We start from the raw sequence: 25,020 nt of genomic DNA, 5'->3' as shown, positions 1-25,020 counted from the left end.
GGAGGCACGATGAACGATCCGATCCTCGAGATGCGCGGGGTCTCGAAAAGCTTCTTCGGGATCAAGGCGCTGCGTGCCGTCGATCTCACCGTCTATCCCGGCGAAATCCATGCCCTGATGGGCGAGAACGGTGCCGGCAAATCGACGCTGATGAAGATATTGTCCGGCGCCTACCGGCCCGATCCCGGCGGCGAGATCCGCATCGAGGGCAAGCCGGTGCATATCCACGGCCCGCTCGGTGGCCGCGCCGCGGGCATCTCCATCATCTATCAGGAGCTGTCTTTGGCTCCCAATCTCAGTGTCGCGGAGAATATTTATCTCGGCCGCGAGATCTCGCGCTCGGGCTTGCTGGCGCGCGGCGCCATGCGCCAGGGCGTTGGCCCCATCCTGGAACGGCTGGGCGCGGACTTCCAGCCATCGACATTGGTGGCGCATCTGTCGATGGGCCAGCGCCAGCTCGTCGAGATCGCGCGTGCGCTGCACGCGAGGTCGAAAATCCTGATCATGGACGAACCGACCACCGCGCTGTCGGCCGGCGAGAGCGAGCGGCTATTCATGCTGATCCGTCAGCTTCGCGCCGAGGGGCTCGCCATCATCTACATCTCGCACCGCATGGACGAGGTCTACGCACTCGGCGACCGCGTCACCGTCCTGCGCGATGGCCGGCTGGTCGGCTCGCTCGACAAGCCGGAGATCCGCGCCGATACCATCGTGCGGCTGATGGTGGGGCGCGACGTCTCCTCTTTCTACAAGAAGGACCATGACCCGGAGGCGGGGCGGGGACACCCCGTGCTCAGTGCGATCGACATGTCCGACGGCCAGCGCGTCAAGGGCTGCTCGCTCACCGTGCATGCCGGCGAGGTGGTGGGGCTTGCCGGCCTGATCGGTGCCGGCCGCACGGAGCTTGCGCATCTCATCATCGGCGCCGCGGCAAAAACGTCGGGCCGTCTCGAACTCGAAGGCCGCCCGATCGACATCCGCACGCCCGGCGAGGCCCTCGAGGCCGGCATCGCCTATCTGACGGAGGACAGGAAGGCGCTCGGCCTGTTTCTCGACATGTCATGCCTGGACAACATCAATCTCGCGGTGCTCGGGCGCGATGCGAAGCTTGGCTGGTTCCTGGATGGTGACAAGGCGCGCGAGCGTGCCGACAGGGCCTTTGCGGGGCTCAGCATCCGCGCCGCCAATGCCGGCGTGCCGGCCGGGGGCCTGTCCGGCGGCAACCAGCAGAAGGTGCTCTTGTCGCGGCTTCTCGCCATCGCGCCAAAGGTCCTGATCCTCGACGAGCCGACGCGCGGCGTCGACGTCGGCGCCAAGTCGGAGATCTATTCGATCATCGACAATCTCGCCAAGGCCGGCACCGCGATCCTGGTCATCTCGTCCGACCTGCCTGAGATCATCGGCATCTGCGACCGCGTCATCGTGATGCGGTCGGGACATATCGCGGGCGAGGTCAACCGAACCGAGACGGCGCCGCTCAATCAGGAGGATATCATGGCACTTGCTACGGGGATGGAGCATCTCGATGCCTGATAACGGATCGACGCAGGCGAAGGCTACTACGGCAAACGGCCTTGCCGCCGCCCAGGAGACCAAGCGTCAGCGCATCAGGCTCCTGATCCGCGCGGCCGGCATGCTACCGGTGCTGCTGCTGCTATGCGTCGGCTTTCATTACCTGTCGGACGGCCGTTTCTTCACCGGACAGAATCTCGGCATCGTCTTGCAGCAGGCCGCCGTCAACACCGTGCTTGCCGCGGGCATGACCTTCGTCATCCTCACCGGCGGCATCGATCTCTCGGTCGGCTCGATCCTGGCGGCGTCCGCGATGGCCGGCCTGACGATCTCGAAACTGCCGGAGCTCGGGGCGCTGTGGCTGCCGGCCGCCGTTCTCACCGGTCTCGGCTTCGGTGTCGTCAATGGCGCGCTGATCGCGCTCTTGCGCCTGCCGCCGTTCATCGTCACGCTGGGCTCGCTCACCGCCGTGCGCGGTCTGGCGCGGCTGCTCGGCGCCGACACCACGGTGTTCAATCCTTCCATTCCCTACGCCTTCATCGGCAACGGCTCGCTGACGCTCGTTCCCGGCGTGGCGTCGATCCCGTGGCTCTCGGTGATCGCTCTGCTCGTCATCCTCGCCTCGTGGCTGGTGCTGCGCCGGACCGTGCTCGGCGTGCACATCTACGCGGTGGGCGGCAATGAGAGCGCGGCGCGGCTTGCCGGCATCAAGGTCTGGGCCGTGCTGATCTTCGTCTACGGCGTGTCCGGACTGCTCGCCGGACTCGGCGGCGCCATGCAGGCGGCGCGGCTCTATGCGGCCAACGGTCTCCAGCTCGGCCAGTCCTATGAACTCGACGCCATCACCGCGGTGATCCTCGGCGGCACCTCCTTCGTCGGCGGTATCGGCTCGATCTGGGGCACTCTGGTCGGCGCGCTGATCATCGCGGTCCTGTCGAACGGCCTTATCCTCACCGGCGTCTCTGACATTTGGCAATATGTGATCAAGGGCCTGGTGATCATCGGCGCCGTGGCGCTGGACCGCTACCGGCTGCAAGGCTCTGCCAGAACCTAAGAGGCTCTAAGGCTCGGCGCGCACCTGAGCGCGGGCGGTTCGATGTGAGATTCCGGTACGGTAACTGGTCAGCCGTGCCGGGGTTGAAGACAGACCAGGGAGGAAGCCAATGTTGAAGATGACCACGCTCGCCGGCGCCGCGATGGCGCTTGCCCTAAGCACCGCGCCGTCCTTTGCCAAGGAGCTCAAGTCGATTGGCGTCTCGCTCGGCTCGATGGGCAACCCGTTCTTCGTCGCGCTGTCGAAGGGCGCCGAGTTCGAGGCCAAGAAGACCAACCCCAATGTGAAGATCACCGCGGTTGGGTTCGAATACGACCTTGGCAAGCAGGTCACCCAGATCGACAATTTCATCGCCGCCGGCGTCGACCTGATCCTGTTGAACCCCGGCGACCCCAAGGCGATCGGGCCAGCGATCAAGAAGGCGCAGGCGGCGGGTATCGTCGTCGTCGCGGTCGACACCGCGGCCGAAGGCGCCGATGCCACCGTGACCACGAACAACGTCCAGGCCGGCGAGATTTCCTGCCAGTACATCGTGGACAAGCTAGGCGGCAAGGGGGACGTCGTCATCGAGAACGGGCCGCAGGTCTCCGCGGTGATCGACCGTGTTGTCGGCTGCAAGAACGTCCTCTCGAAGAATCCCGGCATCAAGGTGTTGTCCAGCGACCAGGACGGCAAGGGCTCGCGCGAAGGCGGCCTCACCGTCGCGCAAGGTTATCTGACCCGCTTCCCCAAGATCGATGCGATCTTCGCCATCAACGATCCGCAGGCGATCGGCACCGACCTCGCGGCGCGCCAGCAAAATCGCACCGGCATCGTCATCACGGCGGTGGACGGCGCGCCCGACATCGAGGCCGCGCTGAAGGATCCGGCGGCGGCGCAGATCCAGGCTTCCGCGTCACAGGACCCGTTCTTCATGGCGCGGCGCGCCGTGCAGGTCGGTGTCGGCATTCTCAATGGCCAGAAGCCGGCATCGACCGTCGAGCTCCTGCCGTCGAAGCTTGTGACCCGGGACAATGTCGCCGAGTACAAGGGGTGGACGTCGGATCGGTCGCAGTAGCCATTCTGCATCTTTCGCGGGACATATCGGTCGGTGGCGCTCGGACGGTGCATGGCTGCGCGTCCGAGGCCACCGTGGTCGCGTTGCAAGACAGCCCCCTGCCGGGAAGGCCCGGCAGGGGTTTTCCGCATTTGGCGTCGCGCTTCAATAATGCAGGCCGCGCAGAACTGTCAGGCCGCTCCAGCTTCCGACCCAGTCGTTGATCTATCACCCCAGATGATGAGCTGACCCGTCTCGTCGCGCGTGAACGTCTGGTCGGACGGCACGAACGTCGTCGTCGTGGGTTCCTCGACGAGAGCCGGGCCCGGAATCAACGATCCGATCGGAAGCCGGTTTCGATCATAAACGTTGCAGGCGACCCAGCCATTCTCCCTTGCAAAGAAGACGAAGCGTTGGCCCTTGAGGGCGTTGTCGAACGTATCTTGCCCGTTACCCTGAATATTCGGCAGGGCGATCACCTCGCTGAGCACCTCGGTCTGGAGATGAAGCATCGTGATCTCGACCGTTGCCTCCATCAACGCAAACGAAAACGCCTTCTGATGGGCGGCATGGAAGTCGGATAACAGTTCCTCCGCGCTGCCGCCGGAAAGGGCCACCGAGACGCTGTGCTCCTGGCCGCGATATCGCATCTCGGCATGGCGATGGAGTTTCAATCTCTCCGCGCTGGTTCCTGCGAAATATTCGCTGGCCTCCCGTTCGAGCTCCGCAAACCATTGCGAGATCGAATTCATTTCCTGCTCGCTGACCGTTTTCAGCACCGTACGCCTGATATCGGCACGCGGCCGCGCGGCAAGCATTCCCCAGGCCGAAAAAATACCGGGATGCGTGGGAATCACGGTCCGCTTGACGTTCAGTTCTCGCCCGAGGCTGGCAGCCAGCAACGGTCCCGCGCCTCCGGATACGATCAGCACGAGGTCGCGCGGATCGTGCCCCCGCTGTATCGTGATCAACTTCAGTGCGTTGGTCATGGATTCCTCGGCCACCTTGACGATCGCCAGCGCGGCCTGCTCGACGGAAAGATTCATCGGCAGGGAAACACGGGTGATCGCCGTGCGCGCACGATCGGCGTCGAGCGGCATACGGCCCTCGGCGAAGGTGAGCGGGTCCAGAATTCCGAGGGCCAGTTTGGCATCGGTCACCGTCGGGTCGACGCCACCTCTGCCGTAACAGGCCGGCCCAGGGCTGGATCCCGCGCTTTGGGGGCCGACCCGCAGCCTGCCGCTCGGGTCGAGCCAGGCTATCGAGCCCCCGCCGGCGCCGACCTCTACGATATCAACGACCGGAACTTGAATGGTGTAACCGGGGGAGCTTCGTGTCTTCTCGAGGCGATATTCTGCGTCGACCTTGGGCTGTCCCGCCTTGATCAGTGAGCATTTCGCGGTCGTACCGCCGACGTCCAGGTACAGAACGTCGGTTTCGCCGATTTCGGATCCGATGCGCGCCGCACCAGCCACGCCGCCGGACGGACCGGATTCGACCAGCGTGAGGGGAGCTGTCACCACCTGTTCGAAGCTCGCGATGCCGCCGTTCGATTGCATCGCATAGTAAGGGCAATTCAACCGCTTCCTTTGCAGTGCGCCATCGAGGTTATCGAAATAGTTTCGGATGATGGGTTGAACATAGGCATTGAGCGCGACCGTGTTGGACCGCTCGTATTCCCGCCATTGCCGTGAGATTTCGTGACTGGCGCATACCGATATCCCGCGCAGCTCCTTGCGCAGCAGTTCGGCGCATTGCTGCTCGTGGGCGGGATTCGCATAGCTGTGAAGAAAGATGATCGCGACCGCGGCAACGTTCTGCTCGCGGCATTGCCGGGCGCAGCGCACGACATCTTCCTCGTCCAGGGGGTGCAGGACCTGGCCCGAAGCGCTCATGCGTTCTCTCACCTCGAACCGCAGATGACGCGGTACGAAGGGCGCCGGAGTCCTGGTGCGCAAATTATACAGATCGGGTCGGTTGCCCCTGCCGATTTCAAGCACATCGCGGAAACCAGCCGTGGTGACCAGTGCGGTCTTGACGCCTTTGCGTTCGGTTATGGCGTTGATAACCGTCGTGCCGCCATGCACGAAGAAGCCGATGTCATCAACGCCCAGACCGGATTGCTCCGCCATAGCGATGGCGTCGAGTACGCCGATCGACTGGTCATCGACGGTTGTCAGGCTTTTCGAGAAGACGACGGCGCCGCTGGCGTCGTCGTATGCAATCAGGTCGGTAAATGTACCGCCCACATCCGTGGCAACGCGAATCATGCGGCTGCACTCCTGGCCAAGCGTTATTGCGGTCTTCCGTAAATGCGCCGTGCCTCTTCCGGAGAGATCAGCCCGCTCTCGACATCGGCCGTCACTGCTGCGGGGGACCGGTCCGATGGCGCTCCCCAACCGCCGCCGCCGCCCGTCACGATCTTGACACGGTCGCCTCGGCCAACCGGCCTGGTCGGTGATCGCCCGAGCCTCAAGGCGCTGCCATCGGCCTTCACGAGTTCAAGGTAGTTTACGGATCCGCACTGGCCGCCATCCATCGGCCATGGCGGCGTGACCGTCCGCCCAAAGCCGCAATAGACCTCGGCGCGCTCGGCCAGCACCCGATACTCCCTCACCAGACCGTATCCGCCACGAAAGCGGCCGGCACCGACGCCGCCTTCGACATTGAAGCCGTAGCGCTCGACCAGCAGCGGAAACTTGGCTTCGATGAGTTCGATGGAATAGTTGTAGGTATCGCCGTCAGTAAGCGCGATCAGCGCATTGGCGCCATCGCTGTCGTGACAGGCCCCCCAGCCTCCGTGCTCGGGTTCGATGTGGACGAACAATTCGCCGGCCTCATCATGTCCGGCGATGTAAGTGACGCAGAGGCTGGTATAGGAGCCGGCAGAAAATCGTTCGGGCAAGATCGGCGCGAGCGCCTTCCAGACCAGCTCGGAGGCCTGCACCGACCCTTCATAGTACCAACCGGTGGGAGAGGGCCGCTCGGCGGTAAACAGCGTGCCTTGCGGGGCAACGACCGACAGTGGACGAAACCAGCCTTCGTTTGAAGGTTCGTAGGGCGCGACCAGGGCTTTGAAGACCGTCTTCACCGCGGAGTGCAGCGCGCCGCGGGCGCAGTTGATCGGACCGGTGCACGCCGGGGGGCAGCCCGTGAAGTCGACCTCCATGCTGTCGCCGGCGATACGGACCGCAACCCTGACCTCGATGGGAAGTGGATTGACTCCGTCGCCGTCGACGATGTCGGTGGCGATGTACTCGCCATCCGGCAGCGACCGGATGATGGCCCTGGCTCTCTTCTCGGAATCTCGCAGCAGCTGGTCGAATGAAGCGAGCAGCGTGTCGGCACCGTATCGGTCGACCACCTCCTGCAGCCGCTGATCGGCGATTCGGACGGTGGCGAGTTGCGCATGGAGATCGCCGATGGCCATGTCGGGAAGCCGGACGTTCTCGCGGATGATCTCGACGATGCTTTCGACCAATTGGTCGCCTTCGGCGATCTTCACGCAGGGCAGCCGCAGCCCTTCCTGAAAGATCGAGGTCGCATCGGGCGGCAGGCTTCCCGGAATCGCGCCGCCGACGTCCAGCCAATGCGCGACATTGATGGCAAACGCGATCAGTCGGCTTTCGGCAAAGACTGGACGCACGATCGCGAGATCACAGGGATGAGTGCCGCCGCGGAAGGGGTCGTTGGTGACGATCACATCGCCCGGGAAAATCGACGCGCCGAACCGGTCGATGACGCTTCGAATTTGCGCGCCGAACGTTCCGGTAAACAGCGTGATTCCATTGGTCTGGGCGATGAGCTCGCCGTGCGCATTGCAGATGCCGCAGGCGAAATCCAGCACCTCGTAGATCACCGGGCTCATGCTGGTCCTGGTCATGACGACTGCCATTTCGTCGACGACGGAGAGCAGCTTGCCTTGGATGATTTCGTGGGTGACTGGATCGAACGACGCGGCGGACTTGATGGTCTCGATGGCCAAAATGCGTTACTTTCAATTTTGTGCAGCCGTGCCGTGCGGCCGCACCAGATTGTCGGCCCAGGCCTTCGCGATATGGGGAAGACTGAGCTCACCCTTGCGGTCGAGCAGCAGTTCGAGCACCCGCGGCGGCGTCAGCGGCAGTTCCTGGACGCGCTTTCCCGTTGCGTTGGCGACGGCGCAGGCGATAGCCGCGCCGACGTTCAGGATCGGCACCTCGCCGGCGCCTTTGGTGCCGAGCGGTCCGACCGACGGCGCGCCTTCGTACAGGCTGATTTCGACCGGCACGACATCGAGCGCGAGCGGCACCCGATAGGTTTCAAAGCCGCTCTGGCAGACGCGGCCATTTGCGCCGATCGTCACCTCTTCGTGCAAGGCATAGCCCAGTCCCTGCACCACGCCGCCCTGGATCTGGCCATGGATCGCGCGCGGATTCAGCGCGCGGCCGACATCCTGCACGACGCGATAGTTCAGCACCTCGACCTGCCCGGTCTCCGGATCGACCGCGACATCGCAGTCATGGACGGCGAAGACGGGGATGTCGATCGCGTCGATGAAGTGGCCGGCGACGCAACCCGGCATCGCCGGGACGCCGGTACCCGTGAAGGCGCCGGTGCCGGAAATCGGACCGAGCTGAGCTTGCGCGCGGGTCGCAACTTCGGTGATCGTGCGACCGGAGCCGGGCGCGCCGGCGATCTCGATCCGCCCCTCGCGCATCACGAGGTCTTCGGGCGCCGCTTCGATCATTTCCGAGGCCACCTTCAGCAGCTTGGTCCGCACCTCCTGCGCGGCCGAGAGGCTCGCTGCACCCAGCGAGACCGTGGTGCGGCCGCCGCCGACGCCGACGTCGTAGCCGGCCGCATCGGTGTCGGCTGCGCGCACGATCACGTCGTCGGGGCTCATTCCGAGCGTGCTCGCGACGATCTGGGGAAGGCTCTGCATCATCGAGCCTGAGCCGATCTCGACACCGGATGTCACCAGCGTCGCCGTCCCGTCGGCGTTCATGTTTACGGTCGCCGCCGACGGGCCGACGAAGACGAACCAGGTGCCGACCGTGGTCGCGCGGCCAAACAGCCGGCCGTCGGCGAGCTCGCGGGGCGGCGCGGCTGCATTGCGCAGCGTATCCATCCGGTCCAGCATCGGGCCAAGCACGTCGGCTTCGAACACCTGTCCGGTGGCGCCGAGATCGCCGTTGCCGAGCACGTTGCGGCGGCGGAAGGCGAGGGGATCCATGCCGATCCGGGCGGCGATCTCGTCGGTATGTCGCTCCAGCGCGAACGTATTGTAGACGCCGTTGCAGCAGCGGAACGCGCCGTTCGGGGCGGTGTTGGTGTAGACCGCGCGCGAGACCAGCCGCACCGCGCCGAGCCGATAGTTGCCGCCCAGCGTATGGGCGGTCATCGTGGTGAGAAAGACTTGTTCTCCGCCATAGGCCCCGCAATCCATCAGCACAACCGCCTCGCGCCCGACGATCTCGCCGTCACGTGTCACCGCCGAGCGCATGCGGATTTCGGCATTCTCGCGGAACAGGCAGGTCAGCATCTCCTCCTCGCGCGAATTGACCATCCGCACCGGTCGTCCGCTGGCGCGGGCGAGCAGGGCGGCGAACGGCTCGACCGCGAGATCGAACTTGAGACCAAAGCCGCCGCCGACCGGCGGCACCGTGACCCGCACCTGCGACGGGGCGATGCCAAGGATGCGCGCGGTCGCGTTGCGGATGCTCCAGGGTACCTGCGTCGATGTCTCGATATGAAAGCGCCCGTCTTCGTAGCTCGCGACCACCGCGCGCGGCTCGAAGGCGACGTGGTTCTGGCGACCGACGCGGAATGTGCTTTCGATGATCTCGACGTCCGGTCGGGCGAAGGCGCCATCGATGTCGCCGCGTACGACCGTTGCTTCCCAGGCGACGTTGCCCTCGCGCGCCCCGCCTTCGAACAGGACCTCGTACTGGCGCCAGTCGGGATGGACGAGCGGGGCATCGGGCGCGAGGGCCTCCGCCATGGTGAGCGCGGCCGGCAGGGGCGCGATCTCGACATCGATCGCCGCAAGCGCCGCCTGTGCCTGCGCAAGCGTATCGGCGGCGACGGCCGCCAGCGGTTCGCCATCATAGCGGATCACGTCGCGGGCAAACAGCGGATGATCGGCGATGCCGATTCCAATCTGACCGGGCGCGTCGGCCGCGGTAACGATCGCACGCACGCCCGGCATGCGCGCAGCCTTGCCGGTGTCGAGACGGAGGATGCGCCCCGAGGGCACGCTGGCGCGCAGCACCGCTGCGTGCAGCATGCCGGGCAGATAGCGATCGACGGTGTAGCGTGTGCGGCCGCGCAGCTTGTCGCGGGCATCACGGCGGCGAAAATCCATGGTTGCTGGGACGTCGGACATGCATGGCCCCCGATTACTTTGCGGTCAATGCGGCAGCTGCCTCGACGATGCGCTCATATCCGGTGCAACGGCAGATGTTGCCGGTCAGCGCTGCGCGGATGTCGTCGCCCATCGCACGGGGCGTGGTCGTCAGAAGATGCGTCAACGTCACCACCATGCCGGGAAAGCACATGCCGCATTGCACGGCGTCGCAGGCCTCCAGCGCCTGCTGGATCGGATTCAACGCGTCGTTTGCGGCGAGCCCTTCGATCGTCCGGATATCGCAATCCTGCGCCAGCCCGACAGGGATCAGGCACGACGGTGTGGGCTGGCCGTCGACCAGCACCATGCAGGCTCCGCAAAAGCCTTCACGGCAAACCGGCTTGGCGCCTGTGAGGTGAAATTCTTCCCGCAAGACGTCGACGAGCGGAGTGACCGGATCGGCGACAGATGCGCGCCGATCGCCATTGACCGTCAGGCTCAAGACCATGTTCACCTCCAGCAATGCCGTTCAGGAGCCAAGCGCGGCGGCGGTCGCGCGACGCACGAGGCTCGGCAACACGTTGACACGGTACCAGGCGGGCGCCTCGACGCTGTCGCGGCCGGTGAACTCGCCGGCCAGCTCGGCGGCGATGTTCGCCGCCTGCGTCGGCTCGAGCGCGCGGCCAAGCAGTGCCGCTTCGAGCCGTTCCCAGCGGCGCGCGACCGGCTCGACCGAGCCGACCGCGACCCGCACGCGCTCGACGCGGTTGAGCGCATCGAGCTCTGCGGAGAAGCTGACGATGGCAACCGGATAGTCACCCGACCTGCGGAGCGGCAGGCGGGCGTGAGCGGTCGTGCGCCTGGAGCGCGGCACGACGATCCTGGTCAGCAGGCGGCCGGGCGCTAGCGTCGGCCGGGCCTTCAGGAAATCGTTCAGGCTCATCCGCTCGCGATCGCCACGACTCGAGACCTCGACCTCGGCATCAAGGCAAAGCAGCGCCGGCACGCAATCGGCGGCAGCGAAATTGGGCGTCGAGAGATTGCCGCCGATCGTCGCCATCGTGCGGATCGCGGGATTGGCAGCGCTGCCGGCGGCCGTCGCGAGGACGTCGAACTCCGGGAGCCCGGCCAGGGCTGTCGCCAACGCCGCGTGGGTGACCGCCGCGCCGATCTCGACGGCATCACTGCCGATCTGGACCGCGCGTAGCTCGGAAATCTTCCCGATCGCGACGTAGTGTTCCCGGAGCGGCTCGTGCCGGATCGGCGACCTCATGATCCAGGTGCCGCCGGCAAAGGGAGCTCCGGCCGGGCCGTAGTCGTTCAAGGCATCGAGGGCGGCGGCCAGCGACGGTGCAACGTAGATCGAGCCCGCTGAACCGCGGGTTTCAGGCAGAGAGCTTTGCATGAGAGATCCAGTCATCATTGACGCCCCTCCAGCCGCAGCCGATCGAGCAGCACGCCGATGATGACGATCGCGCCGAGTACGACCATCTGGACGTATCCATCGATGCGGGTGAGGTTCATGCCGTTGGACAGAATCGTGACGAACAAGGCACCGAGCACCGCGGTGCCGACACCGCCGCGTCCGCCGGCCAGGCTGGTGCCGCCGACCACTGCGCCGGCGATCGCTTGCAGCGACAGCGAGCCGCCGAGATTCGGCTCGCCCGAGCCGGTCCGCGCCGTCATCATGATGGCGCCGAGCGCGGCGAGCGCCGAGCACAGCACATAGGTCGCGACCAGGATGCGCTTGACCGGCAGGCCCGCCACCGCCGCCGCGCGCGGGTTGGTGCCGATGATGTAGAGCGACCGGCCGAACACCGTGCGAGCCAGGATCAGCTGCAGCAGGATGCCGACGGCGACGGTGATCGCGATGGCGGCAGGAACGCCGAAGACGTTGCCGCCGTAAAAGATCTGCGAGAACAGCTCGGGCACGCCCTGGACCGGTCGCCCGGAGGAGAGGGTGGTCGCAACGCCGATCGCGATATTGTAGCTGCCGAGCGTTGCGACGAAGGGGCTGACGCCGAGCAGCGCGACGACCACGCCGTTGAAAAGTCCGCAGGCGATACCGAGGCCGAAGCCGGCACCGAGTCCGGCGAGCAGCACGCTGCCCGTGTCATAGCCGGCCGCCGTGGCGCCGGCCATCGCCAGCGCGGTTCCGACGCTCACCGCCGACACCGTCGGGCCGAGGGCAAGGTCGAAGCCACGTGTCAGGATGACCACGGTCTGCGCCATGGCGAAGAGAGCCAGGTAACTGGTCTGCTGCGCGATGTTGAGCAGATTGGCCGGCGAGAGCACGCCCCGATCGACGGCGGCGAAGCCGAGCAACAGCACCATCAGCGCGATCGGCAGCATCGCGCGCGCGAACCATTGGCCCGGCACCTGCTTTGCACGGCCCGTGTCCTTGGCGACCGACAATTCGAGGTCAGACACGCGACTTCCTCCGTCGGCTGAATTCATCCAGCGCCACGGCGGCCACCATGATGACCCCGAGGAAGACCGGTTGCAGGCGGGAGTTGACGTGCAGCAGGTTGAGCGCGTTGCCAAGGATGGTCAGGAACAGCGCGCTGACGGCGACGATTTCGACCCGGCCGACGCCGCCGCGCAGGCTGACCCCGCCGATCACGGCCGCGGCAATCGACTGCAGCATCATGCGGTCGCCGCCAAAACTCGCCTGACCAGAGCCGACCTGCGCGGTCAGCAAAATGCCGGCCAGGGCCGCGAGCACGCCGGAGACGACATAGGTCCCGACGATGTGACGCTGGATCGACACGCCCGAGACCACCGCCGCATCGACATTGCCGCCGATCGCATAGACGTAGCGGCCGAACAGCGTACGCCGCTGCGTGAACATCATGACCAGGATGACGGCAAGCGCGACATATATTGCGGTCGGCAGGCCGAACATCTGGGCGCGCCCAAATCCCTTCACGAAGATGTCGGGCATGCCGTAGACCGGGATGCCGCTCGTGATCATGAGGCCGACGCCGGCGGTCGCCGACATCGTGCCCAGCGTCACCACGAAGCCGGAGACCTTGAGCTTCGCAACGCAGAAGCCGTTGACCAGCCCGACCATGAGCCCGCTGCCGAGCCCCGCGGCGACGCCGCTTGCGATGATCAGCGCATTGTTGTCGGGAAACGCGGTCGCTGTGGCCGCCATGGTCTTGGCAGTCACCACGCTCGCGAGCGCGACGACGGCGCCGACCGACAAATCGAAGCCGCCTGCGACGATCACCAGCGCCTGGCCGCAGGCAACGATCGCCAGGAACGAGGCGTTGCGCAGGATGTTGAGAATGTTGACGAAGCCGTAGAACTGGGGATCGACGGCGGACATGCCGACGATCAGCGCCAGCAGCAGGGCCGGCAGGAACCCGATCCGGCCGGCGATCGATCGACCCAGCCCGATCGAGATACTTGGTTGGCCGGCCGTCAATGCCGTGCTCATGCGACCTCCGCCGTGAGATGATCCTTGAAGAAGCTCGCCAGCACGTTCTGCTCAGTCTTCTCGGCGCCCTTCAGTTCGGCGGCGATGCGGCCGTGGTGCATGACGTAAAGCCGGTTCGACAGCGCCAGTACTTCCGGCAATTCCGACGACACGACGATCACGGCGGCTCCGGCTTCAACGAGGCGTTTCATGAATTCGTAGACCTCGAGCTTGGCTCCGACGTCGATGCCGACGCTCGGCTCGTCGAACAGGAATACGGTCAGCTCGCGCGTCAGTGCCCGGCCGAGCATCACCTTCTGGCGATTGCCGCCGGACAGTGCGCCGACGGTCCGCTCGATATTGGGCGGCCTGAGCTGGAGCTGTTCCATGATGCCCTTGATCGTCGCGCGTTCCGCGGCCTGCCGCAGCACGCCGAGGCGGGCGAAGGCGGGCAGGTCGAGCCCGGTCATCGAGGCGTTCTCACGGATCGGGCGCGACAGTGCGAGTCCCTCGGCGATCCGGTTGGCGGGGAAGTAGGCGATGCCGTGCTTCAAGCTGCGCCGCGGCGCCGGAAATTCGTAAGGCAGGCCGTCGATCCGGACCGTACCGGAGGCGAGCGGCTCGATTCCGTAGACCGCGCGGATCAGCTCCGATTTGCCGCAACCGACGAGGCCTGCGATGCCGGTGATTTCGCCGGCGCGCGCGTGGAAGTTCACGTCCCGCACACTGCCATCGGCGAGCGTGAGGTTTTCAACGTCGACCATGACCTTGTCCGGCGTGTGCGCGATCGTCGGAAACAGCAGGTCGATCTTGCGGCCGGTCATCAGCTCGACCAGTTCGCCGTCGCTCGAGTTCGCAGCGTCGAGGGTGCGGATGTGACGGCCGTCGCGCAGCACGGTCACGCGATCGGCGAGCGCGCGGATCTCGCGCATGCGGTGCGAGACGTAGATCAGCCCGACGTTCTGGCTCTTCAGCCGGGCAATCAGCTCAAACAGCCGCCCGGTCTCGCGCTCGGTCAGCGAAGCGGTCGGCTCGTCGAGGATCAAGAGGCGCACCCGACCGAGCAGGGCCTTGGCGATCTCGGCCATCTGCTGATGCGCGCGCGAGAGATCGTCGACCCGCTGCGACGGATCGAGGTCGAAGCCGAGCTCGTCGATCAGCGCCTGCGCGCGCTTTCGCATGTCGCGCGTGAGCAACACGCCGCCGTGCGCAACCTCGCGACCGAGGAACAGGTTCTCCTCCACCGTGAGGCTGGGAACCAACGAGAATTCCTGAAACACCGGACTGATGCCGATCGCGCGCGCCCGCTGCGGCGTGAGATGGCGGATCTCCTCGCCGCCGAAATGGAAGGTGCCTTCGTCGGGCGGAAACGTCCCCGACACCACGTTGATCAGCGTCGATTTGCCGGCGCCGTTCTCGCCGAACAGAACGTGCAGTTCGCCGGCGCGGACGTCGAGATCAACCCGGTCGAGGGCCCGAACGCCAGTGAATCGCTTCGAGATGCCCCGCAAGACGAGCAGGGGCTCGGTCAGTTTCGCGTCGATGTCGACGTCCATCTCCCTCTCCGTAGGCGGCGGGCAAACAGGCGGGAGCACGTGTCTCCCGCCTCGACCAGGTGTCCGGGCCTACTTGGCCTTGACCGAATAGACCGGTTTCCAGCTTCCCGGCGCCAGCACGAGGTCCATCTGCAGTTTCGGCACTGTGGTCTTGTCGACCGCGGATGCGAGCGGCTGGGCCAGGCTCATCACCGGTTTCTTCTCGATCAGGCGCACGGCCTGGTCGACCGAGATGGCGCCTTCGCCGACCGGGTATTGGGTCGCGAAGGCCAGGATGTCGCCGCGATTCAGCGCGTCGAGCATGGCCTGGTTCTCGTAGGAGGACATGATCTTCATGTCGCTCCGCCCGGCTTCGGCGACCGCACCGATGGCGGCTTCGGCGGTCGGAGCAGTGCCCCAGATCACGTTCATGTTGGGATAAGCCTGCAGCGCGTCCTGGATCAGCTGGAGCTGGACCGCAACGCCGGAGTCGCCGAATTTCTCGGCAAGAACCTTGGCGTTCGGATTCTTGGCCACCGCCTTCTTGAGGCCTTCGTTGAACGATTCTGCCCAGCCCGAGCCGGCCGGGCCGGGGAAGGTCACGATGTTGAGCTTGTCGCCGGGCTTGGCCTGCGCCAACAGGCCATCGCCGGTGACCTCACCCATGGCGACGAAATCGACATAGATGGCGGCGGGCAGGGCATTCGGTGGCAGCGGGTTGGCGACGCCGACCACCGGCACGCCTTTGGCCTTGGCTTCCTCGAACTTCTTGCTGAGGCCTGCACCGGAAATGGCGCCGACAATGATCGCGTCGGGGCTTGCGGCCATGCAATCGTCGAACTGCGAAAGCTGCTTGGGCAGGTTCTCGTAACCGCCGGCTTCGTAGAGGGTCATGTTGACGTTCATCGCCTCGGCCTGCTTCACGATGCCGTAAGCGACCGCCACCCAGAAGCTGTCCTTCATGTGCGGAAACAGGATGCAGAGCTTGTAGGGCTTCTCGGCCTTCGGCAACGGCGTGTACTCCGCCGGCTTCGGCGTGCCCGATGAGGCGTCGTACACCTTCATCGGGAACCATGGCGTCTCGGCGGCTGCCGGCGTGGCCGCGGAGACAAGCGCGAGGCCTGCGGCGATACCGAGCGTGGAGCGGATCGGGCGAAGTCGGTTGATGGAAAGGCACGTCATACGGGTCATGGCTCAATCCTCATGGTTCGATGAAAGGGCGAGGGCCGACGGCTTCGGATCCTCGTTCTGCATGCGTGCCGCACCGCCCGTGGGCGATGCGGTTGCCGATCGGGATCAGCGCGCCGCCCACTTTGCGAGCGAGCGCCGCTCGAACACTTCGCGGAACTGACGCGTGGATTCGGGGAGGAGATCGCCGTTGCCCCAGTCGAGGATCACGGCGTGCTGGCGGATGACGTCGAGCGCATCGATCGCGCCGCTGCGATAGCGCTGCGCCACGACCTCCGGATCGAGCCGGACGTTGGCGACGCGCTCGGCCGCGATCTTGGCACGGAGCGCGTCGGTCGCGGCCCTGTCCACCTCGTACTCGCAGAGCTCGGCGTCGATGGTGTGCACGACCACGCCATAATCCTTGGCGGCACGTTCGACCGAGACGTAGTCATCCTTGATGTCCTCGATCACGAGACGCGGATCGCGCTCCAGCGGATCACCGAATCCGCCGCCGCCGGCTGTCGGTCGCGAGAACACATCGCCTTCGCCGATCGGCACGTCGGAGAAGATCGAGCCGAGCCGCTCCTCGCCATCGCTGCCGCTTCGCTTCAGCGTCAGGCCATGCGGCATCGAGGGCAGGCCACCCTCGATGCCCCACACCACGGCGCGCTCGCGGTCGCAGATGTAGGAGATCACGGTCTTCTCGGCCTCCAGCATACGCGAGGTCTTCATCACGCCGGCGCCGCCGCGCCATTTGCCGGGTCCCGGCGAGTCCCTGAGGATCTCGCATTTGGTGGTCAGGATCGGGTTGGCGCGTTCCTGCCCCTCGACCGGCTGCGACATCAGACCGGTGCCGAAGCAGGCCGTCGTGACGTTGCTGCCGTCCTTGCCGTTGCGGCCGCCCCAGCCGCCGGGCAGCCAGTCGTAGAACATGAAGATCGGCTTGTCGGAACTGCGGGCGTCGAGCCCGCCGGTGAGCAGATATTCGAGATTGAAGGCGCAGGCGAGGGCCCGCTCCGGCATCAGCTTCGACCAAATCTCGTAGATCGAGTTCATGATCTTCTCGAACGGCATCAGGAAGCCGGTGACCGCGATCGGCCATCTCGCATCGACGATCGAACCTTCCGGCGCGATGATGTCGAAGCAGCGATAGAAGCCGGAGTTGAGTGGCAGGTCCGGGAAGAACGTCTTCATGCCGGCCGCGACGGCCGAAAAGGTCGCGCCGAAGGCGGAGTTGTAGATCGAGCCGATGGTCGGGTGGCTGCCGGTGAAGTCGTAGATCGCCTTGTCGCCCTTGATGGTCATCTTGATCCGGATCGGGATCATGCCTTCGCCGCCGGCGGGGTCGCGATCGATGAAGTCGACCGTCTCCCATTCGCCATCGGGCAGCGCGGCGATGCGCTGGCGCGCCGATCGCTCGACATAGTCCTGCACGGCGGCGAGACCCGTTTCGACCGTATCGCGGCCATACTTGTTGACGAGGCGCAATATCTCGCGCTCGCAAACCGCTGTCGCTTCGGCTTGTGCCTGGATATCGCCGATGATCGAAGCGGGATCGCGCGTGTTGGACGCGAGCAAGTGCGCGACGTCCTTGCAGAAGCGTCCCTTGTCGAACAACCGGATCGGCGTGATGCGCAGGCCCTCACGGAACATCTCGCGCGCGGCGACGTCGAACGAGCCCGGCACGCTGCCGCCGACATCCGACCAGTGGCCGTTGGACTGGCTGAAGGCGATGATCTTGCCATCGGCGAAGATCGGCCGGATCAACCGCACGTCGGAGAAGTGCGTTCCGCCGGCATAGGGATCGTTGATCGCGAACACGTCGCCTTCGTGCATGTCGCCCTCGAAGTGGCGCATGACGTCCTGGCAGGTGAAGTGCAGCGTGCCGACATGGACGGCGATGTCCTGATTGCCCTGTGCGGCGCATTCGCCCTTGGCGTCATGCAGCGCGCTCGAGAAGTCGCGGTTGTAAATGACGAAAGAGTAGCAGGTCCGCAGTACCTGCTCGCCCATCTGGTCGACGCTGGTGATGAAGGAGTTCTTCAGAACCTCGAAGGTCACGGGGTCGAGCGGGAGATCTCCGGCCATGGCTCATTCCTTCACGCGGATGATGATGTTGAGATATTTGTCGACCTCGGCGCTGGCGCCGGGCGGCACGACGGTGGTCGCGTCGACCTGCTCGACGATCGCGGGGCCTTGGAAGGAGAAACCGCAGGGCAGGTCGTCACGCTCGTAGACGGGCGTATCGAGCCCGTTGCCTTCGAACCATACCCTGCGGTGGCTGACCGGCTCAGGGATCACGCCGGTCGGCTGGTGGACGGCGAACTCGGCCTTGGGCACGACGCCGATGGCTTTCAGGTTGAGACGGAAGAAGCTCACCGGCGAGTCGTCGCGCCGGAAATTGTATTCTCGCTTGTGCTCGGCGTGGAAACTCTGGACCAGATCGGCGATGGCGCCGATCGGGCGCGGCGCCTGCACCGCGAGCGAACGCCATTGGCCGCGATACATCATGTCGATCGACCGCTGCAGCACGATGTCCCGTTCCGCGACGCCCTCGTGAGTCAGTCGGGCCAGCGCCTCCTTCTCCAGCACAGCGAATTGTGCCTCGATGTCGTCGGAATTGGCCTCGTCGGCACCGACCATGCAGCTCTGCGAGAAGTCGTGCTGCATATCGACCAGCAGGCAGCCGAGGGCCGAGGTGACGCCCGGGTTGGGAGGCACGATCACGACGGGGATCGCCAGCTCGCGCGCGACATCGACGCCATGCAGGCCGCCGGCGCCGCCGAAGGCGACCAGCGCGAAATCGCGCGGATCGTAGCCGCGGCTGATCGAGATCAGCCGCACCGCGTCCGACATGTTGGCGTTGGCCACCCTGACGATCGCATCCGCAGCCTCGTGCAGGCCGAAGCCGAACGGCTTTGCGACGCCTTCCTCGACGGCCTGCCGGGCAAGAGCGGGATCGAGCTTCACCTTGCCGCCGGCGAGATTGGTGCCGAGCCGGCCCAGCGTGACGTTGGCGTCCGTGTTGGTCGGCTGGGTATTGCCGTTGCCGTAACAGGCCGGGCCCGGATGGGCGCCCGCCGATTGCGGGCCGTTGCGCAAGGAGCCGGCCGGATCGGTCCAGGCCAGCGATCCTCCGCCGGCGCCGATGGTGAGCACCTCGATGGAGGCAAAGCGGATCGGATAGCCGAACTCGATGTACCAGTCCTTGGTGATGCGCGACTGGCCCTCATAGGCCAGCGACACGTCGGTCGAGGTGCCGCCCATGTCGAGGCCGATCGAATTGGGGAAACCGCACAGGCCGGCGATGTAGCGGCTGGCGATGGCGCCCGCGGCGATCCCGGAGCCGGCCAGACGGGCGGCGAAATCCTTGACGCTCGCCGGCGTCATGACCCCGCCGCCGGTGTGCAGCAGCAGGAGATCGCGGGAATAGCCTTCCTGGGCGAGACGGTCGCCGAGCCGGCTCGTGTAGCTGACGACCACCGGACTAACCACGGCATTGACGACGGTCGTCGAAAACCGCTCATGCTCAAAGATCTCGGGCAACACCTGCGACGAGATCGAGACCGGAATATCCGGCATCTGCTCCAGCAGAATATTGCGCATCGCGCGCTCGTTCTCGCCGTTGAGATAGGCGTTCATGAAACAGATCGCGATCGCTGCGACGCCGCGGCGCTTGAGGATGCGCGCGACGTCGCGCGCCGCCTCGACGTCGAGCGGCTGGATCACCTTGCCGCCCGCGTCAATGCGTTCGGGAACTGTGAGCCGGTCGCGCCGCGGCACGTAGGGCCTGACGACGTCCTTGTAGGTATCCCAAAGGTCTTCCTTGTTGGCGCGCCGGATCTCGATGACGTCACGGAAGCCTTCGGTCGTCACCACGGCGGTGCGGGGAAGGCGGCGCGTGATCAGTGCGTTGGTCGCGACCGTGGTGCCGTGGGAGAACAGCGCCACCTTGGAGAGGTCGATGCCGGCCTTTGAGACCCCACCCATGATCCCCTCGATGGGATCACGTGTCGACGAGGTCTTTTCGATGCGGATGAGGCCGGTGGTCTCGTCCATGATGCAGATGTCTGTGAAGGTGCCGCCGACGTCAACGGCCACGCGAAGGGTCTGCACGATACGATTTCCTTTCCAGCACATGCCTGCCGGGCGGAGGTCGGGCGAGCACGCGGACCGACCCGGACCGACGATCCGGATGCCGCGAACCACCCGTTCGACCGGCGGATTTCGCAAGATGTCGGAAGGACTATAGGCAGGTTGTCGTCGGCACTCTTGACGCTGAGCGCAGGACAATTTGTGCCAGAGAGCACGAACCGCTCAAATCGGCCGGGCCGGTCAACCGGCGGTCAGTGCCGGAGCAGCGACGTCGAATGGCGCAGGGTCACGGATTGGACGCACGCGACGCAGCACGGGCTTCGCTTGGCGTGCAACCGAACCGGCCGCGATAATTCCGGCTGAACTGCGCCTGGTCGCCGAATCCCCAGTGATAGGCGATTTCCGAGATGCTCTTGCGGCAGTTCGCATCACGCAACATCGCATCGCACATCAGCAGGCGTTGATTGCGGATATAGGCACTCACGGTGATGCCCTCGCTCTCGAAGATCTGGTGCAGATACCGCAGCGAGATGCCGCAACCGTCGGCCACCATTTGCGGCGCGAGGCGCATGTTGTCGAGGCGTGTGCGGATGAATTGTTCGCAGCGGTGCAGGTGCGCGTTGCGGACCGTGGACGAGTGACCTGCCAGCACGCGCTCGTCGGACTCGACCGCCATCGCCAGGAGATCGATGAGATGCTTGCCCATCATGGTGCGGGCGGTCTCGTCCATTTCCGCGATACGCTCGCCGGCGAGGCGCAGCGTGTCGACGAACAGCGCGCCGACACTGCGGCTGGCGTCGAATTGCAGCGTCGCCAGACGTTCAGGGCCGGAGATCCTCCCGCGCAGCACGGCGCTCGGGATCTTCAGCACCCAGAGTGCGGCGGGATCGCAGTGGCTGAATTCGTAGGGCAAATGGCTGCGCTCGATCAGGAAGGAGCCCGGTCGGCAGCGGATGTCCTTGCCGTCCTGCTCGAAGCGGATCTCGGCAAGTTCGGGCACCGTGATCAGGAAGCACTCCTCGCGTTCGTTGAGGAGGTGGCGTTCGTCCCTTCTGTAGAGCAGGCCGTCCGAGACGTTGCGCGAGATCGAAACCGGCCCGAGCGACCAGGCGCCCAAATTGCCGTGGAAGTCGTGACCTCCGAGAAAACGAAGGTCCAGCGAGTAGTAGATGTCGGAGACGATCTGCTGCCAGAACTGGCGTCGATGATGGGCGGGAATGTCACTGGTCGCGAAAGTGGTCTGCATCTTGCGCTCCGTCACTGCCGTCGACTGCTGCGTCTTATCGTCTCTCCTGGCCGTGTACCGTCGGTTGCGGCAAGAACGCGGAACGCGTCATCATCCCGATCGTTGATGGCCGCATGTGGACTGCACTCCCGTTACTGCACTCTCGTCGTCGTCATCAGCTTGGCGAGCACGGCAGGATGACGTCAAGTCCAATAGAAGGGGAAGCCGATATTTTAGGCCGTGTGCTCAATTTCCATGAGGGCGGCCGAAAGATGGAAGCCGCGATCGACAACAACCTCCCGGACGAAGTTCATGCCGGGAGGTTGCCCGTTGTCGGAGCAGTCTGGCGATCACGCCAGGGAACTGCGAAGTCTGGCCAAGAGCCCGGCACGAGCGTGTCGTGCGGCAAGCGCTTCCTCCATCCCGACCTTCACGAACCTGACCGGCGTGTTCGGCTGAAGCTGGCCGATCAGATCCATGTCCGCCGAGATCACCGTGCCAACCATGAAATAGCCGCCGCCGGACACCGCATCGCGATGCAATACGATCGGCTCGGTGCCGCCGGGCACCTGGATCGAGCCATAGGGATAGCAGGCGTCGGTGATGTTGGACGGATCGGAGCCCGCACCGAAGGGCGGCTCGCGCGGCACGAACGCGAGCGGCTTGCCACCCTTGAAGCGATAGCCGATCCGGTCGGCCTCCGGCGCGACCTTCCAGGTATCGGAGAGGAAGCCGTTGCCGGCCTGCTCGGTGATGCGGTGCCAATAGAGGCCCGGCATGGCGCGCAACTCGGTGGGCATCGTCGTCGGCAGGCCGCGCAGTTCCTTTGCGATCGTCCGGCCTTCCTTGACGGAGGTGGCGTCCGTGCCGATCGGCAATTCATCGCCGGCTTCGAGTTTGCGGCCCTTGAACCCGCCGAGTGCGCCGAGCGTGTAGGTCGAACGCGAACCGAGCACCACCGGCACGTCGATTCCGCCGGATACCGCGATATAGGCGCGTGCGCCCTGCCTGAGGAAGTCGAAGGAGAGCTTTTGGCCGCGCTTCACCTTGAAACTGGTCCAGGTCTCCTGCGGCGTGCCATCGAGCTTCGGCGGCAGCTCGGCGCCCGTGATCGCGACCGTCGCGTCATCGGTGAACTCGATCTCGGGTCCCATGAAGACGGCTTCGAGCACGGCCGCGCCCTCCGCATTGCCGACGAGTAGATTGGCCGCTGCGAGCGCGTGACGATCCATGCCGCCGGATAGCGGGATGCCGATGTGATAGTACCCGGGACGTCCGAGATCCTGGACGGTCGTCGCAAGGCCCGGCTTCAGAATCTTAATGGCCATGGAGAACCCCCTCGAGCTTGCGATTGTAGGCATCGACGTCGCGGTTGAATTCGGTCAGTGAGAACGAGACGTCGCGGATGACCGGCGCGAAGCGGCCTGCGTCGACGTCGGCGACCGCCGCGTCATAGGCGGCCCGGTCGATCGGTTTCCACTTCACGATGTCGCCCGGCTTGAACAGACACATGAAGTCCCGGAGATAGCTGATCTTCTGGTTGGGATCATAGATCGGCATGGGGGTAATGCCGAACATCTGATAGCCGCCGGCGCCGCGCACCGAATAGATGCAGCTGAAGCATCCGCCGTGGCCGACCGTGAGCCTCGGCGTGTCGGTGCGTGGGCGCAGATATTTCGGCGCCTGGATCTGCCGCTTGCGCTCGACCATCTGGTAGAGGAACGGGAGGCCGGCAACGAAGCCGACCATCGAGACGAACCAGGGTGCGCTGGAATGCGCCTTGATGAATGCGTCGACCCCATCGAGGCCATTGATCTGAGCGGCGTATTCGAGATCCGTGCCGTTGGGATTCTGATGGCGCTCGCGAAAGCGCATCAGCGTCTCATGAGTCCAGGGATCGTTGTAGAGCACGGGGATCTCGATGATCCGTGTCTTGATGACCGGCTCGGACTTTTCGGACGCCGAATCCAGCCGCTTCAGCTCGGCAAGCAGGTCGTCGGGCTTGATTTGATCAGGATCGAACTTGACCTGATAGGAGGCGTTGGCCGGGCAAATCTCGGTCACGCCCTTGATCCTGGCGTCGCGTACTGCGTTGGTGATGAAGAGGCTCTTGAAGAATGCCTCGAGCGACATGGAGTCATCCACTTCGGCGAAGATGTGCTCGTCGCCGCCGAAGGAAAATCGAGTTTGCATGGGACTACGGCCTCCTGTTTCTGACCGGGCGGGTTATCGTGCGATCGTCGGGGCGACGTTGTGGGGCGGCAGCGGGGCCGCGGCCCCGAGGCTGTTGGCGTGTGCGGCGAGCCACGGCTCGAGCCAGGCGGTGTGAAAACGTCCGGCCTGTACCTCGGGATCGCGGGCAAGCGCCTGATGCAGGGGCTTGGTGGTCGCAATTCCCTCCACGTTCAGCTCGGCGAGGGCGCGGTCGAGCCGTCGGATGGCGCTCGCCCGGTCCTCGGCATGCACGATCAGCTTGCCGAGCAGGCTGTCGTAGAACGGCGGTACCGTGTAGCCGGTATAGAGCATGCTGTCGAAACGAACACCTTCACCGCCGGGCACGCCGAGCGCGCTGACGGTGCCGGGATTGGGAAGGAAGTTCTTCGAAGGATCCTCGGCATTGATGCGGACCTCGATCGAATGGCCGTTGACCCTCACCTCGCCCTGGCGGATGCGCAGCGGCTCGCCGCCGGCAATCCGGATCATCTCCTGCACCAGGTCGATGCCGGTCACCATTTCGGTCACGGGATGCTCGACCTGGATGCGCGTGTTCATCTCCAGGAAGTAGAACTCGTGGCTGTTGTCGTCGTAGAGATATTCGAGTGTCCCCGCGCCCCGGTAGTGCACCGCCTTGGCGAGGGCCACAGCCGATGCGCAGAGCCGCTCGCGCATGGCCGGCGCCAGCGAAGGCGAGGGGGCTTCTTCCCACACCTTTTGGCGGCGGCGCTGCAACGAGCATTCGCGCTCGAAGCAGTGGATGACGTCCCGCCCGTCACCCAACACCTGCACCTCGATGTGCCGCGCGCCTTCGACGAGCTTCTCGACATAGAGGCCGCCGTCCCCGAACGCCGCGAGTGCCTCGGCCTGCGCCTGCGGCATCAGGTGATGAAATTCTTCGGCCGTGCGCGCGATACGTATGCCGCGCCCGCCGCCGCCTGCCGCTGCCTTGATCATCACGGGAAAGCCGGTGCTCTCGACCAGAGCGAAGGCCGCCTCGGCGGAGTCCAGGCGTCCACGGCTGCCCGGGACGGTCGGGACCCCGGCCGCTGCGGCAGCTTCACGGGCCGCAACCTTGTCGCCCATCAGGCGGATCGATTGCGCCGTTGGGCCGACGAAGACCAGTCCTGCCGCCTCGACGGCGGCGGCAAACTCGGCGTTCTCGGCCAGGAAGCCATAGCCCGGATGAATCGCGTCGGCGCCCGTGCTCTCGGCGGCGGCGAGGATTCTCGCCTGATCGAGATAGGATTTTGACGCCTGCGGCGGACCAATCTCGACGGACTCGTCGGCGAGCCGGACCGCGAGCGAGTCCTTGTCGGCCTTGCTGTAGACCTGCACGGTCGCAACACCCAGTTCGCGCGCCGCGCGGTTGATGCGCACGGCGATCTCGCCACGATTGGCAATGAGGAGCTTCTTGATGGTCATGGACT

At 65.3% G+C, this 25,020-nt stretch carries 18 protein-coding genes; 3 read left to right on the top strand and 15 right to left on the bottom strand.

Annotation, left to right across the window (positions count from 1 at the left end; genetic code table 11):
* Nucleotides 1-9: 9 nt before the first annotated feature.
* The 3 genes from XI09_RS21885 (at nt 10) to XI09_RS21875 (ending at nt 3,623) form a co-directional block, all read left to right on the top strand.
* Nucleotides 10-1,533 (top strand): sugar ABC transporter ATP-binding protein, encoded by a 1,524-nt coding sequence (locus tag XI09_RS21885; RefSeq protein ID WP_271568692.1) that lies wholly within the window; start codon nt 10-12, stop codon nt 1,531-1,533.
* A complete protein-coding gene (locus tag XI09_RS21880; RefSeq protein ID WP_271568691.1) occupies nt 1,526-2,566 on the top strand; it encodes an ABC transporter permease subunit in 1,041 nt (346 codons plus the stop codon). The genes XI09_RS21885 and XI09_RS21880 overlap by 8 nt, the downstream gene beginning before the upstream one ends.
* Before the next feature lie 109 nt (nt 2,567-2,675).
* Complete coding sequence (locus XI09_RS21875; RefSeq protein ID WP_271568690.1) at nt 2,676-3,623, top strand: ABC transporter substrate-binding protein; 948 nt, start codon at nt 2,676-2,678, stop codon at nt 3,621-3,623.
* Nucleotides 3,624-3,793: 170 nt separating this feature from the next.
* Here XI09_RS21875 and XI09_RS21870 read toward each other — a convergent pair whose 3' ends face one another.
* From XI09_RS21870 to XI09_RS21800, 15 genes are all read right to left on the bottom strand, one after another.
* Nucleotides 3,794-5,872: a hydantoinase/oxoprolinase family protein gene (locus XI09_RS21870; RefSeq protein ID WP_271568689.1), complete on the bottom strand. Its 2,079-nt coding sequence runs from the start codon at nt 5,870-5,872 to the stop codon at nt 3,794-3,796.
* A gap of 23 nt (nt 5,873-5,895) precedes the next feature.
* Nucleotides 5,896-7,587 (bottom strand): hydantoinase B/oxoprolinase family protein, encoded by a 1,692-nt coding sequence (locus XI09_RS21865; RefSeq protein ID WP_271568688.1) that lies wholly within the window; start codon nt 7,585-7,587, stop codon nt 5,896-5,898.
* 12 nt (nt 7,588-7,599) lie between these two features.
* The gene (locus tag XI09_RS21860) at nt 7,600-9,969 is read right to left on the bottom strand and encodes a xanthine dehydrogenase family protein molybdopterin-binding subunit (protein WP_271568687.1); all 2,370 of its coding nucleotides are present in this window, start codon (nt 9,967-9,969) and stop codon (nt 7,600-7,602) included.
* 13 nt (nt 9,970-9,982) lie between these two features.
* Nucleotides 9,983-10,438: a (2Fe-2S)-binding protein gene (locus tag XI09_RS21855; RefSeq protein WP_271568686.1), complete on the bottom strand. Its 456-nt coding sequence runs from the start codon at nt 10,436-10,438 to the stop codon at nt 9,983-9,985.
* A gap of 21 nt (nt 10,439-10,459) precedes the next feature.
* Complete coding sequence (locus XI09_RS21850) at nt 10,460-11,335, bottom strand: FAD binding domain-containing protein (protein ID WP_271568685.1); 876 nt, start codon at nt 11,333-11,335, stop codon at nt 10,460-10,462.
* A gap of 14 nt (nt 11,336-11,349) precedes the next feature.
* A complete protein-coding gene (locus tag XI09_RS21845) occupies nt 11,350-12,360 on the bottom strand; it encodes an ABC transporter permease (RefSeq protein WP_271568684.1) in 1,011 nt (336 codons plus the stop codon).
* Nucleotides 12,353-13,372: an ABC transporter permease gene (locus XI09_RS21840; protein ID WP_271568683.1), complete on the bottom strand. Its 1,020-nt coding sequence runs from the start codon at nt 13,370-13,372 to the stop codon at nt 12,353-12,355. Before XI09_RS21840 ends, XI09_RS21845 begins: the two co-directional genes overlap by 8 nt.
* Nucleotides 13,369-14,907 carry a sugar ABC transporter ATP-binding protein gene (locus XI09_RS21835; protein ID WP_271568682.1) on the bottom strand — a complete coding sequence of 513 codons (1,539 nt, stop codon included), beginning with the start codon at nt 14,905-14,907 and terminating at the stop codon, nt 13,369-13,371. The genes XI09_RS21840 and XI09_RS21835 overlap by 4 nt, the downstream gene beginning before the upstream one ends.
* A 69-nt stretch (nt 14,908-14,976) precedes the next feature.
* A complete protein-coding gene (gene torT / locus XI09_RS21830) occupies nt 14,977-16,077 on the bottom strand; it encodes a TMAO reductase system periplasmic protein TorT (protein ID WP_271568681.1) in 1,101 nt (366 codons plus the stop codon).
* Between the two features lie 105 nt (nt 16,078-16,182).
* A complete protein-coding gene (locus XI09_RS21825) occupies nt 16,183-18,144 on the bottom strand; it encodes a hydantoinase B/oxoprolinase family protein (RefSeq protein ID WP_271568680.1) in 1,962 nt (653 codons plus the stop codon).
* Between the two features lie 3 nt (nt 18,145-18,147).
* The gene (locus tag XI09_RS21820) at nt 18,148-20,172 is read right to left on the bottom strand and encodes a hydantoinase/oxoprolinase family protein (RefSeq protein WP_271568679.1); all 2,025 of its coding nucleotides are present in this window, start codon (nt 20,170-20,172) and stop codon (nt 18,148-18,150) included.
* 265 nt (nt 20,173-20,437) lie between these two features.
* Complete coding sequence (locus XI09_RS21815) at nt 20,438-21,397, bottom strand: helix-turn-helix domain-containing protein (RefSeq protein WP_271568678.1); 960 nt, start codon at nt 21,395-21,397, stop codon at nt 20,438-20,440.
* Between the two features lie 329 nt (nt 21,398-21,726).
* Complete coding sequence (locus XI09_RS21810) at nt 21,727-22,704, bottom strand: biotin-dependent carboxyltransferase family protein (protein WP_271568677.1); 978 nt, start codon at nt 22,702-22,704, stop codon at nt 21,727-21,729.
* Nucleotides 22,694-23,569 carry a 5-oxoprolinase subunit B family protein gene (locus XI09_RS21805; RefSeq protein WP_271568676.1) on the bottom strand — a complete coding sequence of 292 codons (876 nt, stop codon included), beginning with the start codon at nt 23,567-23,569 and terminating at the stop codon, nt 22,694-22,696. The genes XI09_RS21810 and XI09_RS21805 overlap by 11 nt, the downstream gene beginning before the upstream one ends.
* A gap of 33 nt (nt 23,570-23,602) precedes the next feature.
* Nucleotides 23,603-25,015 (bottom strand): acetyl-CoA carboxylase biotin carboxylase subunit, encoded by a 1,413-nt coding sequence (locus XI09_RS21800; protein WP_271568675.1) that lies wholly within the window; start codon nt 25,013-25,015, stop codon nt 23,603-23,605.
* Between the last annotated feature and the right edge of the window lie 5 nt (nt 25,016-25,020).

It is taken from the genome of Bradyrhizobium sp. CCBAU 11386 (assembly GCF_028128955.1).
In the GTDB taxonomy this organism is placed as follows: Bacteria; Pseudomonadota; Alphaproteobacteria; order Rhizobiales; family Xanthobacteraceae; genus Bradyrhizobium.
The sequence above is the reverse complement of the archived record's forward strand: the minus strand, read 5'-3'. Positions and strand labels throughout refer to the sequence as shown.